Annotated in this window: 8 protein-coding genes and 1 pseudogene; 2 read left to right on the top strand and 7 right to left on the bottom strand. The window is 66.8% G+C overall.

Annotation, left to right across the window (positions count from 1 at the left end; all coding sequences use genetic code 11):
• Positions 1-246 precede the first annotated feature (246 nt).
• Together cysE and A1D30_RS21300 are read right to left on the bottom strand one after the other, a co-directional pair.
• The gene (gene cysE, locus A1D30_RS21305) at positions 247-1,026 is read right to left on the bottom strand and encodes a serine O-acetyltransferase (RefSeq protein ID WP_063462720.1); all 780 of its coding nucleotides are present in this window, start codon (positions 1,024-1,026) and stop codon (positions 247-249) included.
• A gap of 45 nt (positions 1,027-1,071) precedes the next feature.
• Positions 1,072-1,875: an RNA methyltransferase gene (locus A1D30_RS21300; RefSeq protein WP_063462719.1), complete on the bottom strand. Its 804-nt coding sequence runs from the start codon at positions 1,873-1,875 to the stop codon at positions 1,072-1,074.
• A 175-nt stretch (positions 1,876-2,050) separates the two neighbouring features.
• Here A1D30_RS21300 and A1D30_RS21295 point away from each other — a divergent pair, with 175 nt between their 5' ends.
• Positions 2,051-3,007 (top strand): inositol monophosphatase family protein, encoded by a 957-nt coding sequence (locus A1D30_RS21295; protein ID WP_063462718.1) that lies wholly within the window; start codon positions 2,051-2,053, stop codon positions 3,005-3,007.
• Positions 3,008-3,209: 202 nt separating this feature from the next.
• Here A1D30_RS21295 and A1D30_RS21290 read toward each other — a convergent pair whose 3' ends face one another.
• From A1D30_RS21290 to A1D30_RS21280, 5 genes and pseudogenes are all read right to left on the bottom strand, one after another.
• Positions 3,210-4,340, bottom strand: coding sequence for a two-component system response regulator (locus A1D30_RS21290; protein WP_063462717.1), 1,131 nt, complete (start codon positions 4,338-4,340; stop codon positions 3,210-3,212).
• 48 nt (positions 4,341-4,388) lie between these two features.
• Positions 4,389-9,260 carry a PAS domain S-box protein gene (locus tag A1D30_RS21285; RefSeq protein WP_063462716.1) on the bottom strand — a complete coding sequence of 1,624 codons (4,872 nt, stop codon included), beginning with the start codon at positions 9,258-9,260 and terminating at the stop codon, positions 4,389-4,391.
• Between the two features lie 87 nt (positions 9,261-9,347).
• Positions 9,348-9,596 carry an EAL domain-containing protein gene (locus A1D30_RS26520; protein WP_347336244.1) on the bottom strand — a complete coding sequence of 83 codons (249 nt, stop codon included), beginning with the start codon at positions 9,594-9,596 and terminating at the stop codon, positions 9,348-9,350.
• Between the two features lies 1 nt (position 9,597).
• Positions 9,598-10,216, bottom strand: a pseudogene (locus tag A1D30_RS26515) (EAL domain-containing protein); the annotation flags it as partial.
• 1 nt (position 10,217) lies between these two features.
• Positions 10,218-12,194, bottom strand: a 1,977-nt coding sequence (locus A1D30_RS21280) for a GGDEF domain-containing phosphodiesterase (protein ID WP_242421967.1), incomplete at its 3' end; no start/stop codon positions are given.
• Between the two features lie 201 nt (positions 12,195-12,395).
• Here A1D30_RS21280 and mutS point away from each other — a divergent pair.
• Positions 12,396-15,014, top strand: a complete 2,619-nt coding sequence (gene mutS, locus A1D30_RS21275; protein ID WP_063462715.1) for a DNA mismatch repair protein MutS — start codon at positions 12,396-12,398, stop codon at positions 15,012-15,014.
• Positions 15,015-15,019: the final 5 nt, after the last annotated feature.

Raw genomic sequence — 15,019 nt, 5'->3', positions numbered from 1 at the left:
GGTTCAACCATCACAGGCTGCTCGAACCCATCGGGTACATCCCGCCCGTAGAAGCTGAGGCAAACTACTACCGGCAACTCGCCAGTCAGACTGCCATGATGGTGGCCTGACTTAAACCAACTGGCCTCCACGAAAGCCGGGGCGATTCATACATCAAAAACTGAGGGCCGCTGACAAGCCACTCAAGGCGACCGTGCGGAGCGATGCAATGCGCACAGCCCCGCATGCCCCCACAGGCCAGGGCTTTTATTTGCCCACCAGCTCGGTGAGCTTGCCCGCCTCAAACTGCTCTTTGAGGGCCGCATCGCAGGGCACGCAGTCTTGCGTCTTCTGCATGGCCGACAGCTTCTCAATCGCTTGCCACAGCAAGGCAATCTGGTGCTCTTGTGATGACGCGTTGTCGATCAGCCCACGCATGGCCTGCGACAGCGGGTCGTCCTCTTGCGTGATGCCATAGGCCGTGAACTTGCGCTGCTGCTGGGGTTCGGTCACGTCAGCGCTTTGGCCTTCTTTGGACGGGATGATGCGCGCCGGGATGCCCACCGCTGTGGCGCCAGCAGGCACGGGCTTGATGACCACGGCGTTGCTGCCAATCTTGGCGCCATCGCCCACCTCAAAGCCCCCCAGCACCTTGGCCCCCGCACTCACCACCACGTCTTTGCCCAACGTGGGGTGGCGTTTGGCGCCCTTGTACAGCGAGGTGCCGCCCAACGTCACGCCCTGGTAGATGGTGCAGCCGTCGCCAATCTCGGCCGTCTCCCCCACCACCACGCCCATGGCGTGGTCGAAGAACACGCGCTCGCCGATCTTGGCGCCGGGGTGGATCTCGATGCCGGTGAGCCAGCGCGAGAAGTTGGAGATGAAGCGGCCGGGCCATTTGAGGCCGTTGTTCCAGCACCAGTGCGCGGGGCGGTGCAGCCAGATCGCGTGCAGGCCCGGATAACAGGTGATCACCTCCCACGTGCTGCGCGCGGCAGGATCGCGGTCGAGGATGCACTGGATATCGGAGCGCAGGCGGGCGAGCATCGGCGGTTTCGTTTCTTTTGGTTATGTGTTTATGGGCTGCACAGTCTATCGTTTCGCCTGCGCCGTCTCGATCATGGCTTTGGCGACACCTCTCAAGATGTGGATTTCCTCGGGGCTGAGCTGCGCGCGGTTGAAAAGCTGGTTAAGGCGGGGCATGAGCTTCTTGGGCGCGGCCGGGTCCAGGAAACCGATGGCGGTGAGCGCCTGCTCCCAGTGGCCCAGCATGCCTGCCACCTGCGCAGCATCGGCCAGCGCGCGGGCAGGCGTGGCGTCCTGCACCGCAAAACCGCCCAGCGCCTGGCGCCATTCGTAGGCAATCACCTGGATGGCCGCGCCCAGGTTGAGCGAGCCGAAGCCGGGGTTGGTGGGAATCGACAGCGCCACATGGCAGCGGTAGACATCCTCGTTGGTCATGCCAAACCGCTCGGAGCCAAACAGAAAGGCCACGCCCGCCTGGCGGGCTGCTCCGGGCTCAGGCGCCTCTGGGTTTGAAGCATTTTCGGCCTCTTGCGCGCATCCATCCTGCCTTGATAGCTCCTGATTCAATAGCATTTCAAAGTGGGCACGGGGCGCGGCCGTGGGCGGGCCAAAGTCGCGCGGCGTCATGGCGGTGGCGCACAGGTGGCTGATGCCGTCGAGCGCCTCGTCCAGCGTGTCCACGATGCGCGCGTTGTTCAGCACATCCAGGGCGCCGCTGGCGCGCTGGATGGTTTCCTCGCGCCGCAGCACGTTGGCCCAGCGGGGCGCCACCAGCACCAGATCGTCGAAACCCATGGTTTTCATGGCGCGGGCGGCGGCGCCCACATTGCCGGCGTGGCTGGTGTTGATCAGGACAAAACGGGTCTTCATGGGCGGGCGGAGCAGGAGGGGAAAAGCTGCCGGTTAGGCAAAAAAGGGCACTGCGGGTAAAATCCCGCCCTCTATTGTCGCCGCCCGCATCGCCGGGACGGGCCTGACCTCCCCGCTCATCCTGTACGCAGACGCCCGCGCCACCCTGGCCGTGCGCTGCCAACCACCACAATTTATGTCGTCCAATCTGCACCCCATGCTCAACGTGGCCATCAAGGCTGCTCGCGCCGCCGGCGCCATCATCAACCGCGCGGCCCTGGACGTGGAATCGGTGCGGATCTCGCAAAAGCAGATCAACGACTTTGTGACCGAGGTAGACCACGCCTCCGAAAAAATCATCATCGAGACGCTGCTGACGGCCTACCCCGGCCACGGCATCTTGGCCGAAGAGTCGGGCAAGGAATACGGCGCCAAGGATTCGGAATTTGTCTGGATCATCGACCCGCTGGACGGCACCACCAACTTCATCCACGGCTTTCCCGTCTACTGCATTAGCATCGCGCTGGCCGTGAAGGGCAAGGTCGAGCAGGCCGTGGTGTACGACCCCACCCGCAACGACCTGTTCACCGCCACCAAGGGCCGTGGCGCCTACCTGAACGAGCGCCGCATCCGCGTCTCCAAGCGCACCCAGCTCAAGGACTGCCTGATCTCCACCGGCTTCCCCTTCCGCCCGGGCGACAACTTCAAGAGCTACCTGAACATGATGGCCGACGTGATGCAGCGCACCGCCGGCCTGCGCCGCCCCGGCGCCGCCGCGCTGGACCTGGCCTACGTGGCTGCGGGCTTCACCGACGGCTTCTTCGAGACCGGCCTGTCGATCTGGGACGTGGCCGCAGGCTCGCTGCTGGTGACCGAGGCCGGTGGCCTGGTGGGCAACTTCACGGGCGAGGCCGACTTCCTGGAACAGCGCGAGTGCCTGGCGGGCAACCCCCGCGTGTACGGCCAGCTGGTGCCCGTCCTGGGCAAGTACAGCAAGTTTGCGAGCGCTGGCGACAAGGCGGCCGTGCGCCAGGCGGCTGCGGCCGATGCGCCTGAAGCCGATAGCGCCCCGGAGGCAGAAGACGCTGCGGACGCAGCCGAATCGGCCGCCCCCCAGGCCGACACCGCCAAGGGCGAAGACGCGCCGTTCTAAATCCATCCACCGCGCACAGCGGTGAAGCCGACGCACGATGCCCCTTGGGTGGGGCCTGGTAGCTGGACCGTGCAGCGGGCGAGACGCACACCAGGGCAGCTGTGCAAGGGCCGCCCCGCCGCACTGGCTGCGTCCCCCTTCCCGAATTGCGGAGCAATTCGAGAGAAGGGGGAAGGCGCGAAGCGACTCAGGGGGATGAACGCTATACCGGGTCCGGGTATTTTTGGGCGATGCTGCGGAAGTCCTCCGCGATGTCCACAAACGCATCCACCATGTCGGGGTCGAAGTGCGTGCCCTTGCCGCGCACGATGGTGCTGCAGGCCTGATCGTGTGAAAACGCGGGCTTGTACACACGCTTGCTGATCAGCGCGTCGTACACATCGGCCAAGGCCATCAGGCGCGCCGACACCGGGATCGCATCACCCGCCAGCCCCTGCGGGTAGCCCGTGCCGTCCCACTTTTCCTGGTGGCTGTAGGCGATCTCCTTGGACACACTCAAGAACGCCACGCGCATGCCCAGGCGCCGCTCAGCCTCTTCAATGGCATTGCGGCCCAGCGTGGTGTGGGTCTTCATCACTTCAAACTCTTCCACCGTGAGCTTGCCCGGCTTGAGCAGGATGCTGTCGGGGATGCCGATCTTGCCAATGTCGTGCAGCGGCGCGGACTTGTAGAGTAGCTCGATCATGCGGTCGTTCAGCACATGCTCGAAGCGCGGGTGGTGGCGCAAGCGCTCGGCCAGCGTCTTCATGTAGAGCTGGGTGCGGCGGATGTGGTTGCCGGTTTCGTTGTCGCGCGTCTCGGCCAGCGAGGTCATGGCCATGATGGTCACGTCCTGGATGGCCTGCACCTCCAGCGTGCGCATGGCCACCTCACGCTCCAGATAGGAGCTTTTGTCGCGCAGGAAGTCGGCCGTGGCCTTGAGCGCCAGGTGTGTGTTGACGCGGGCCAGCAGGATGGGCGGGCTGATGGGCTTGGTGATGTAGTCCACCGCACCCAGCGCCAGGCCCATGCGTTCGTCGTCGGGGTCGGAGCGCGCGGTCAGAAAGATCACCGGGATGTCGCGCGTGGCCGCCGCTGCCTTCAGGCGCCGACAGACTTCGTAACCGTCCACCTCGGGCATCATGATGTCGAGCAGGATCAGGTCGGGTGGCGTGCCTGACTGGGCAATCTTGATGGCCTTTTCGCCATGGTTGGCCACTTTCACCAGGTAGTGCTCGCGCAGCAGGCTGCCCATCAGGGTGAGGTTTTCGGGCGTGTCGTCCACCACCAGCACTGTGGCGATCGGCTTGTCAACGAGTGTCGCCTGGCTGGCAGCAAAGGGCGCGTTGTCCATGGATGTCCTGCTTGTAATGCCGTTGGAGGGTGCCGTTGGGGGGGCCGTTCAGGAGAGCGGGGCCGCCAGGGATTCGGAACCCGGCACGGCCGCCATGGCCTCCAGGGCCTGCTCGAAATCAAAGTTCAGGGTGTGCATCTCGACGGTCTTGAAAAGACTCCCCAAGGCCGCGCCCAGAGTTTTACCATTGTGTTGGAAAAATTCCGTGGCTGCAGGGTCATCCTGCTCCAGCAGGTGGCGCAGGCGCTGCACGGCCTGCGCCGCCCCATCCACCGCCAATGCCCCGCCCGGTTCCCGCACAAAAGGCGCGGGTTCCGCCACCACCACCGACTCCACCAGCCACGCCTGCAACCCCGCGAGCAGCGGCACCAGGGCCGCGCGCAGCTCGGCCAGCACGTGGACGATGGCCTCGTTGCCATGGCGAAACCGCAGCGCATGCTCCAGCGCCTGGGCGCGCTCCGACACGGCAGGCGCCCCGATGTTGGCAGCCACCGACCGCAGTGTGTGGGCCAGGCGCTCGGCCACGCCCAGGTTGTTGGCGGCCAGGGCCTGCTGCAGCTCAGCCAGCACCGGCGCCTGCCCCTCGGCAAACCGGCGCAACAGCTCCACATAGAGCCCCGGCTTGCCCAGTGCGCGCTGCAGGCCCAGGGCCGTATCGAGTCCGGCCACGGTGGGCAGCGGCACGGAGGGGGGTGGCAGGTCGGGCTTGCGCGTCAGCGGCAACAAGGCGGCGTCTTCACCCGTGCGCCCCGACGGCACTCCGGCCTGGGCAGCGGCAGCCCCCAGGCCCGCGCGGGGCCGTATCCACCGGCCCAGGGCCGCCCACAGGGCTGCAGGTTCGATGGGCTTGGCCACATGGTCGTTCATGCCCGCCGCAAAGCAGCGCTGGCGGTCGGCCTCCATGGCGTTGGCCGTCATTGCAATGATGGGCAGCTGGGCATGCCGGGGGTTGCTGCGCAGGGCCCGGGTGGCGGTTTCGCCATCCATTACCGGCATCTGCATGTCCATGAGCACGGCGTCGTAATGCTTGCGCTCGATGCGGTCGATGGCGATCTGGCCGTTTTCCGCCACATCCACGGCAAACCCGGCGTCCAGCAGCAGTTCCATGGCCACCATCTGGTTGAGTTCGTTGTCCTCCACCAGCAACACCTGGGCGCCCCGGATTTCCAGCGGCAGCTCATCGGCCGCCGGTGCGGGGGAGACAGTGCGGCGCCCGGCAGCCGTGGAGTGCTCCAGCGGCTGCATCAGGGTGTCGAACAGCACCGAAGCGTTGACGGGCTTGATGAGCACCGTCTCGATACCCTGGGCCCGCGCGGCGCGCATCACGTCCTCGCGGCCGTAGGCGGTCACCATGAGCATCTGCGGCACTTTGGCCATGCCCAGGCTGCGGATGTGGCCCGCCAGCTCCACGCCGTCCATGCCCGGCATGTGCCAATCGAGCAGCAGCAAGCCAAACGGTTTGTGCTGCGCCATGGATTCGCGCAGCCGGTCCAGCGCCTCCAGGCCGGAGTGGGCCTGCTCCACCTCAAAACCCATGGCGTGCAGCATGTCGGACAGCACCGTGGCCGCCGTGTGGTTGTCGTCCACCACCAGCACGCGGCTGCCGCGCAGGTCGGGCGGCGGCAGCAACACCCGGGCCGCCGCGCCACGCTCCAGCGGCACGGCCACCCAGAAGGTGGACCCCTGGCCAAACACACTCTCGACCCCCACCTCGCCACCCATGAGTTCGGCCAGGCTCTTGCAGATCGCCAACCCCAGCCCCGTGCCGCCATAGCGGCGGGTGGTGGAGGTGTCGGCCTGCTGGAAGCTCTGGAACAGGCGCCCCATCTGCTCCTCGGTCAGGCCGATGCCGGTGTCGCGCACCTCAAACCGCAGGCGCACCTGCTGGCCCGCTTCCGCCAGCAGCCGCACGGCAATGCTGATCTCGCCCGATTCGGTGAACTTGATGGCGTTGTTGGCGAAGTTGATGAGGATCTGGCCCAGGCGCAAGGCGTCGCCCACCAGGTTGGGCGGTACATCGGCCGCCACATCGCAGACCAGCTCCAGCCCTTTGGCGCCCGCCTTGTAGCCCACCACGTCGGATACGCTCTCCAGCATGCGGTCGAGCAGAAACGGCTGGCGCTCCACCACCAGCTTGCCCGCCTCGATCTTCGAGAAATCCAGGATGTCGTTGATGACCCCCAGCAGGTGCTGGCCCGCCTGCTGGATCTTGCTCACATAGTCGTGCTGGCGCGGGCTGAGGCCGGACTTGAGCGCCAGGTGCGACATGCCGATGATGGCGTTCATCGGCGTGCGGATCTCGTGGCTCATGTTGGCCAGGAAGTTGGACTTGAGCGCAGTGGATTCCTCGGCCAGCTCCTTGGCGCGGCGCAGTTCCTGCTCGGCGCGCTGGCGGTCGGTGATGTCCACAAACGTGCCGATGGTGCCGCCGGGGCTGCCGTCTGCGCGCCGGAACCCATGCAGCCAGAACAGCGTGTGGTGCATCTCGCCATCGGCGTAGGGCAGGTCCACCTCGCGGTGCACCGACTGCCCGCCCGCCAGGACCAGCGCGTTGTCGCGCTCGAAAAGCACGCGCGAGGCGTGGGGCAGGAACTCCAGGTCCATCACGGTCTTGCCCACCAGGGTCTCGCGCTCCACACCAAAAGCCTGCTCGTAGGCGCGGTTGACGCCCACATAGCGCCCGTCGGCCCCCTTGTAGAACAGGGGCACGGGGATGGCGTCGATCAGGGCTTGCTGGAAGTCCAGCTGCCCGGCCACCTGCTCTTCCAGCAGCTTCTGGTCGTGGATGTCCACATTGACCCCGACCACCCGCACGGGCTGCCCCTGCGCGTTGCGGAAGATGCGTGCGGCCTCCAGGAACCAGCGCACCTCGCCATCGGGGCGCACGATGCGCCAGGAGTCGCGCAGGTGGTCTTCGGCTCCGGCCAGGCAGCTGTCGAAATAGGCCGCCGCCTGCGCGCGGTCTTCGGGGTGCAGGCAGTTGAGCCAGAAGTCGCGGCCATCGGGCTGGGTGCCAGGCGGCAGGCCCATCATCTGCGCGAGCTTGTCGGACCACAGGATTTCGCCGGTCAGCAGGTTCAGGTCGAACACGCCGATCTTGCCCGCCTCCTGGGCTAGCTCGAGGCGCTCCTTGGTCTGCTGGATGGCCAGCTCGGCACGCCGCTGGTCGCTCACGTCCTCGATCACCCAGATGGAGGCAGCGCCGAAGTCGTCCATCTTGAGGCTGCGCCCCGCCAGCCGCGCCTCGAAGCGGCTGCCGTCCAGGCGGAACAAGGTGGCCGTCTCGCGCAGCGCCTGGCCAGCGGCCAGGCTGGGCGCCACCCGGGCGGTGAACAGGTCCGAGTGGCCCGGGCCACCAAACAGCACCGACACACCGAGCCCCAGTAACTGCGAGGCCGTGCCGCCCATGAGTTCGACAAACGCCGGGTTGAACTGCCGGAAATGCCCGTCGCACACCAGCACGATGGGCGGTGCGTTGTCAAAAATGGCCGTCTGCTGCTCCAGCAGCTCGTTGAGCAGGCGTTCGCGCCGCTCCAGCTCCTTCTGGGCCTCGATGCGCGCGGACACATCCTCGTGCAGGCCCACGATGCCAATGCGCCGACCCTTGCCATCAAACACCGGCGACAGCGTGGCTTCGTCGTGGTAAGTGCTGCCGTCCTTGCGCCGGTTCACAAAATGGCCCTGCCACGACTGCCCTGACAGCAGCGCAGACCACATGACCTGGTAGGTCTGCGCCGGGGTCTGCCCACTGGAGACCAGCGATGGCTTTTTGCCGCGCACTTCCTCCAGTGTGTAGCCAGTGTTGCGCTCGAACTGGGGGTTGACCCAGTCGATGTAGCCTTCGCCATCGGTGATGACCACCGAGACCGGGCTGCTCTCCAGCGCCGCGCCCAGCAAGCGGAACCGCTCCAGCGCCGACGCCACCCGTGCGCGGCTGCGCAGCAGGTCCAGCAGCAACAACCCCAGCAGGCTGATGGCCACAAACGCGACCGCCCCGACCTGCACCCGCTGGGTGGACGTCATCAGGGTGCTGATGTCGTCGAGCATCACCAGTTGCCACTGCCCCCCGGGGTCGTTCCACTCGATGGCGCGGTGGGCCACCGCATAGGCCACGCCGTTGAGCACCACCTCGCCTGCATCGGCTGCAAACGGCAGGGCCGAGGCCACGCCTTTCTCGAAGAACTGCCCGAACTGGCCCGATGCGCGCAGGGCATCAATGCGCGCCTGGGTCAGCGGTGGGGCCACGGCAAACTGCCACTCGGGGCGCGTGGAGGAAAACACAGCCCCCTGGGGCGAGAGCAGCACCGTGGGCAACCCCGCCCGCTTGAGCAGCAGGTCCACCGGCTCAAAACCCTGCTTGAACATCACCACCCCGATGATGGAACCGGTCGGCGTGTCGCCCTCATACAGCGGCGCGGCGTAGTACAAGCCCCGCTCCTGCGTGTTGCTGCCGACGGCGGGGTACACGCTGACGGCGCCCCGGATGGCCTGCTGGAAATACGGCCGGAACGCCAGGTTGAGCCCTGTGGACCGGGTGCCGGGCGTCTCATGCGCCACCACCGTGCCATCGGCCGAGATCACATAGACGCCGTTGACCAAAAACCGCCCGCGCGCCACGGCCAGCCGCGCCAGCGCATCGGGGTTGTCCGGGGACAGGTGGCCCAGGGCCATTTCCTTGAGCAGGGGTTCGCTCAGGCCCAGCAGCGATACCGCGCCCAGCATGGAGCCGCCCGTGGTCTGGCTCATCAGGGCGTCGGCCGTCTGCTGCAGCAGGCGCGAGCGCTCGGCCGCGCGCTCGGTGCTGCGCCACTGCAGTGCTCCTTGCACCACCAGCACGGCCCCCAGCAGGGCGGCCGCCAGCACCCAAAGCAATCCACGGATTCCGGGGGCCTCGCGGTCCAGCACTTTTTCAAAAAACATGCCTACGCCTTCACATGCAACACGCACCAGCGCTGGGCCATCATGCCGCTTGTGGCGGCCACCGCACGTGCGCTGGCCGAGGCCCGGTCAGCGGTGTGGGTGCAGGAAAACATCCATTTCCCCCACCGGCCCGGGCCGCCCAAACAGATACCCCTGGAACCCCTCGCACCCGTGCAGCCGCAAAAAGCTCAGCTGCCCCGTCGTCTCCACCCCCTCCGCCACCACCTCCAGGTCCAGGCTCTTGGCCAGCGCCAGGATGGTCCGCACGATCGCCGCGTCGTTCGGGTCCGAGAGCACGTCCCGCACGAAGCTCTGGTCGATCTTGACCTGGTCCAGNCTCAGCTGCCCCGTCGTCTCCACCCCCTCCGCCACCACCTCCAGGTCCAGGCTCTTGGCCAGCGCCAGGATGGTCCGCACGATCGCCGCGTCGTTCGGGTCCGAGAGCACGTCCCGCACGAAGCTCTGGTCGATCTTGACCTGGTCCAGGGGGAGGCGCTTGAGGTAACTCAGGCTGGAGTACCCGGTGCCGAAGTCGTCGAGCGCAAAGCCCACGCCTTCGCTTTTGAGCTGCACCATGCGGGCGATAGTGTCTTCGATGTCCCCCAGCAGCAGGCTTTCGGTGAGTTCGAGTTTGAGTTTGCGCGGGTCGGCGTTGTGGTTCTTGAGGGTTTGCAGCACTTCGGCCACGAAGCCGGGCTGGCGGAATTGGCGTGCGCTGACGTTCACCGAGATGGACAGGTGGGCGGTGTTGTCGTGCTGGCTCCAGCGCTGCAGTTGTTCGCAGGCGGTTTGGAGGACGTATTGGCCTAAAGGGAGGATGAGGCCGGTCTGTTCGGCCAGGGGGATGAAGTCGCCGGGGCTGATCATGCCGCGCTGGGGGTGGCGCCAGCGCACCAGGGCTTCGGCTCCCATGAGGCGGGCGTGGTGGTCTACCACGGGCTGGTAGTGCACGAGCANTAAAGGGAGGATGAGGCCGGTCTGTTCGGCCAGGGGGATGAAGTCGCCGGGGCTGATCATGCCGCGCTGGGGGTGGCGCCAGCGCACCAGGGCTTCGGCTCCCATGAGGCGGGCGTGGTGGTCTACCACGGGCTGGTAGTGCACGAGCAACTCGTTCCGGGCCAGGCCCTGGCGCAGGTCGGCTTCGAGGTTGGAGCGGGCGTTCACGGCCGCCTGCATGTCGGGGTCGAAGAAGCGCTGGGTGTTGCGCCCTGCGGCTTTGGCCTGGTACATGGCCAGGTCGGCGCGTTTGAGGAGTTCGTCCACGGTGAGGCGTTCGTCGCCAAACAGCGTGATGCCGATGCTGGGGGTGCTGTAGTGCTGGGCGCCGTCCAGGTCAAAGGGCTGGTTCAGGTTGGCCAGGAGTTTTTCTGCGACGGTTTCTGCCTGGGTGGCGGCGCTTTGCAGTTCGGGGGCCAGGGCTTCGAGCATGACGACGAATTCGTCGCCACCAAAGCGGGCCACGGTGTCGGCTTCGCGCACACTGCCCACCAGGCGGGCGGCCACTTGCGACAAGAGCTGGTCGCCCATGTCGTGGCCCAGGGTGTCGTTGAGGTCTTTGAAGTTGTCCAGGTCGATGAACAGCAGTGCGCCCAGGCTTTTGGTGCGCTGGCAGGCGGCGATGGAGCGTTGCAGGCGGTCCAGCAGCAGGCGCCGGTTGGGCAGGCCGGTGAGCGCGTCGTAGAAGGCCAGGCGTTCGATTTCCTGCTCGGCCAGCTTGCGGTCGGTGATGTCCATGGTGAAACCATGCGACACCACCGAGCCATCGGCCTCGCGGTGGGGCACCGCGTTGGTCATGTGCCAGCGCACGCTGCCGTCCTGCATGCGCACGCGGTATTCGCACTGCCAGGGCACGAGCTTGCGCACCGACATCATGGCCGAGCGTTGCACCTGCGGAAGGTCTTCGGGCACCACACGGTGCATGAGCACGCCGTGGTCGGCTGTCACCTCGTGCGGCTCGACGCCCATGAACTCGCGCACCGCATCGCTGATGTACTGCACGCTGGTGCCGCCATCGGAATGCAGGCGGTATTCGTAGATGAAGCCCGGGATGCGGCTGGCAATGCGCTGGATGAAAAGCAGCTGTTCACGCAGCTGCTCGGCCGCACGGTGCTCGTCCGTCACGTCCTGCACCACACCCATCACCACCTGCACCCCATCGCGCGGCAGCGTGCGCTGCACGCGCGAGCGCATCCAGCGCACCTCGCCATCGGGCCGACGCCAGCGGTACTCCACGTCCAGGCCAGATCCGCGCTCGCGGATCTTGTCGAACACGTGGCGGTCTTCCGGCAGGATGCCGCTCACGGCGCGCTCCGGGTCCACCCATTCCTGTTGTTCAAAACCGGCGATGTCGCACAGGCCCGGTGACCATAGCAGCACGGTTTCGCCCGGGTCTTCAATGCGGCGCCAATGGCCCGTGCGGGCCAGGCTCTCCATGGTGTTGAAGACTTCGGTCTGCTCGCGCAGCTCGCGCCGCACTTCTTCGAGCGAGCGCTCGGACGCGGCCAGCGCAGCACGCAAGGTCTCGGCCTCGGAGGCATCGCGCACCGTGACCATGATGCAATCGTGGGTGACCCGGCGCGCCGACAGATCCCAGGCCAGCAGCAAACGCCCGGGCTCGCGCACCACCTGGCGGCACTCCAGCGGCACCCCTACGCGCACCACGCCATACAGCTGGTCCAGCAACGAGGTGTTTGCCAGCAGGTCGAACACCTCGCTGGCATCCGCACCGGGTTCGCGCACAGCGCCCAGCCCTGGCATGCGGCGTGCAGCCGCGTTGGCCGCCAGCAGCACCAACCGACCGTTCTGCAGCCGGAACTCCATCAACGCCACCGGCACCGCATCCACCAGGGCCTGCAGGCGCGCCTGCGCCATGGGCTCGATGAGGCCGTCGCCCACGGGGGCGAGAAGGTCGGTCAACAGTTCGGACGAAATCACGGTCGCTCTGAAACCTTCGAATCCTGGGGTTGGGAAAAGCGCCCTCGCAACGGACGGCGCCTGCGGTCAAAGCCAAGCTGCCAGCATACAGCCAAGAGTATGTCAAAACGTAACAAAGCTACAAAACCTGTGGCAAATCATTGAGGGGAAACCCCATGGGCAAGCTGCTACAGTCCACGCCTCATTCCCCCCGCCCCCTGCATGTCCGACACGCTCGAACACCACACGCCCATGATGCAGCAGTACCTCGCCCTCAAGGCCGGGTACCCTGAAACGCTCCTGTTCTACCGCATGGGCGACTTCTACGAGGTCTTCTGGCAAGACGCCGAAAAGGCCGCGCGCCTGCTCGACATCACGCTCACGCAGCGTGGCCAGTCGGGCGGCCAGCCGGTGGTGATGGCAGGGGTGCCCTTCCATGCACTCGAAAATTACCTGGCCCGCCTGATCAAGATGGGCGAGTCGGTGGCCATTGCCGAGCAGGTGGGCGAAGTCGGCGCGACCAAGGGCCCGGTGGAACGCAAGGTGGTGCGCGTGGTCACGCCCGGCACGCTGACCGATACGGAGCTGCTGTCCGACAAATCCGAATCGCTGCTGATGGCCGTGCACCAGGCGCCCCGCGCGCGCTGTGGCCTGGCGTGGCTGAGCGTGACGCAGGGCCGCGTCTTCCTGGCCGAATGTGCGCACGACGAACTCGGCGCCTGGCTGGCGCGCGTGGCGCCCAGCGAGCTGATCTACAGCGCAGGCGTAACAGAGCGCTTCGAGCAACAACTGCAGGTGCTGCGCCAAAGCGGCGCCTTCACCTGCCCCATGAGCCCCCGCCCCGACTGGCAGTTCGACAGCGCACTGGGCGAGCGCAAGCTGCTCGAAAACCTGGGGGCCGCCAGCCTGCAGGCCTGGGGCGCACAAGACCTGGGCGAGGCCCACGCGGCGGCCGCCGGGCTGCTGACCTACGCCGAACACACGCAGGGCCGCACGCTCACCCACGTGCACAGCGTGCAGGTGCAGCGCAACGACGACCTCATCGACCTGCCCGCCACCACGCGGCGCAACCTGGAGCTGGTGAAGACCCTGCGCGGCGATGACGCACCCACCCTCTTCTCGCTGCTCGACACCTGCATGACCGGCATGGGCAGCCGCCTGCTCAAGACCTGGCTGCTGGAGCCCCGCCGCGACCGCGCCGAGGCGCGCCAGCGCCTGTCGGCCACCACGGCTTTGCGGGGCGCGGGGGGTGCAGGCGGTGGCTCAGGGCCCTGGGCCACGCTGCGCGGCGAACTGAAGGGCGTGAGCGATGTGGAACGCATCACCGCCCGCATCGCGCTGCGCCAGGTGCGCCCGCGCGAGCTGGTGGGCCTGGGCAAAACGCTACAAAAATCAGAGCTACGAGCGCTTAATGGACGCGCGCCAGAGCCCTTTTTGGTTCAAATTTTCGGCCACCTGCACCCGCCCGAAGGCTGCACGGCGCTGCTGCAGGCTGCCATTGCCGAAGAGCCCGCCGCCCTGGTGCGCGACGGCGGCGTGATCGCCACGGGCTTTGACACCGAGCTGGACGAGCTGCGCGCCATCCAGACCAACTGCGACGCCTTTTTGCTGGAGCTGGAAACGCGCGAGAAAGCCCGCACCGGCATCGCCAACCTGCGCGTGCAGTTCAACAAGGTGCACGGCTTCTACATCGAGGTGACCAGCAGCAACCTGGACCGCGTGCCCGACGACTACCGCCGCCGCCAGACGCTGAAGAACGCCGAGCGTTTCATCACGCCCGAACTCAAGGCGTTTGAGGACAAGGCGCTCTCGGCCAACGAGCGCGCCCTGGCACGCGAGAAGTGGCTGTACGAACAGATCCTCGACCAGCTCCAGCCCCACGTACCCGCCCTCACCCGTCTGGCGCAGGCGCTGGCCACGCTGGATGTGTTGTGCACGCTGGCCGAGCGCTCGCTCACCCTGAACTGGTGCGCGCCGCAGTTTGTGCCCGAGCCCTGCATCGAGATCGAAGGCGGCCGCCACCCGGTGGTCGAAGCCCGCCTGGCCGAGACATCCAGCGGCAGCTTCATCGCCAACCACACGCGCCTGAACGCCAACACGCGCATGCAGGTCATCACCGGCCCCAACATGGGCGGTAAATCGACCTACATGCGGCAGGTGGCGCTGATCGTGCTGCTGGCCAGCATGGGCAGCCATGTGCCCGCAGCCAGCTGCCGCCTGGGGCCCATCGACGCGATTCACACCCGCATCGGCGCGGCCGACGACCTGGCCAACGCGCAGTCCACCTTCATGCTGGAGATGACCGAGGCCGCGCAGATCCTGCATGCCGCCACGCCCCACAGCCTGGTGCTGATGGACGAGATCGGCCGGGGCACCAGCACCTTCGACGGCCTGGCGCTGGCCAGCGGCATTGCCACCCACCTGCACGACAAGACGCGCGCCTTCACGCTGTTCGCCACGCACTACTTCGAGCTGACCGAGCTGCCCGCCAAGGCACGCCACGCGATCAACATGCATGTGAGCGCCACCGAGAGCGGCGCGGACATCGTGTTCTTGCACGAGATCCAGCCCGGCCCGGCGAGCCGCAGCTACGGCATCCAGGTTGCAAAATTAGCGGGCATGCCATCGCCCGTGCTGCACCACGCGCGCCATGCGCTCGCGGCGCTGGAAGAGCGCGCGGGCGAGGACGAGTTGCAGGTGGACCTGTTCGCCGCCCCCGAGGTGCCCGAGAGCGCGGGCGCCAGCCCGGTAGAGGCCGCGCTGGCCGGCATCAACCCCGACGCGCTGAGCCCGCGCGAGGCCCTGGATGCGCTGTACCAACTCAAGAAGATGGCGACCTGAAGCGG

Origin of the sequence: Acidovorax sp. GW101-3H11, assembly GCF_001633105.1 — a bacterium.
GTDB lineage: Bacteria > Pseudomonadota > Gammaproteobacteria > Burkholderiales > Burkholderiaceae_C > Acidovorax.
This window is presented reverse-complemented; position numbering and strand designations above follow the sequence as displayed.

Coding starts and splice junctions, on each gene's coding strand:
- A1D30_RS21300 (WP_063462719.1), bottom strand. CDS start 1,875: ATGAAGACCCGTTTTGTCCTGATCAACACCAGCCACGCCGGCAATGTG.
- mutS (WP_063462715.1), top strand. CDS start 12,396: ATGTCCGACACGCTCGAACACCACACGCCCATGATGCAGCAGTACCTC.
- cysE (WP_063462720.1), bottom strand. CDS start 1,026: ATGCTCGCCCGCCTGCGCTCCGATATCCAGTGCATCCTCGACCGCGAT.
- A1D30_RS21285 (WP_063462716.1), bottom strand. CDS start 9,260: ATGTTTTTTGAAAAAGTGCTGGACCGCGAGGCCCCCGGAATCCGTGGA.
- A1D30_RS21295 (WP_063462718.1), top strand. CDS start 2,051: ATGTCGTCCAATCTGCACCCCATGCTCAACGTGGCCATCAAGGCTGCT.
- A1D30_RS21290 (WP_063462717.1), bottom strand. CDS start 4,340: ATGGACAACGCGCCCTTTGCTGCCAGCCAGGCGACACTCGTTGACAAG.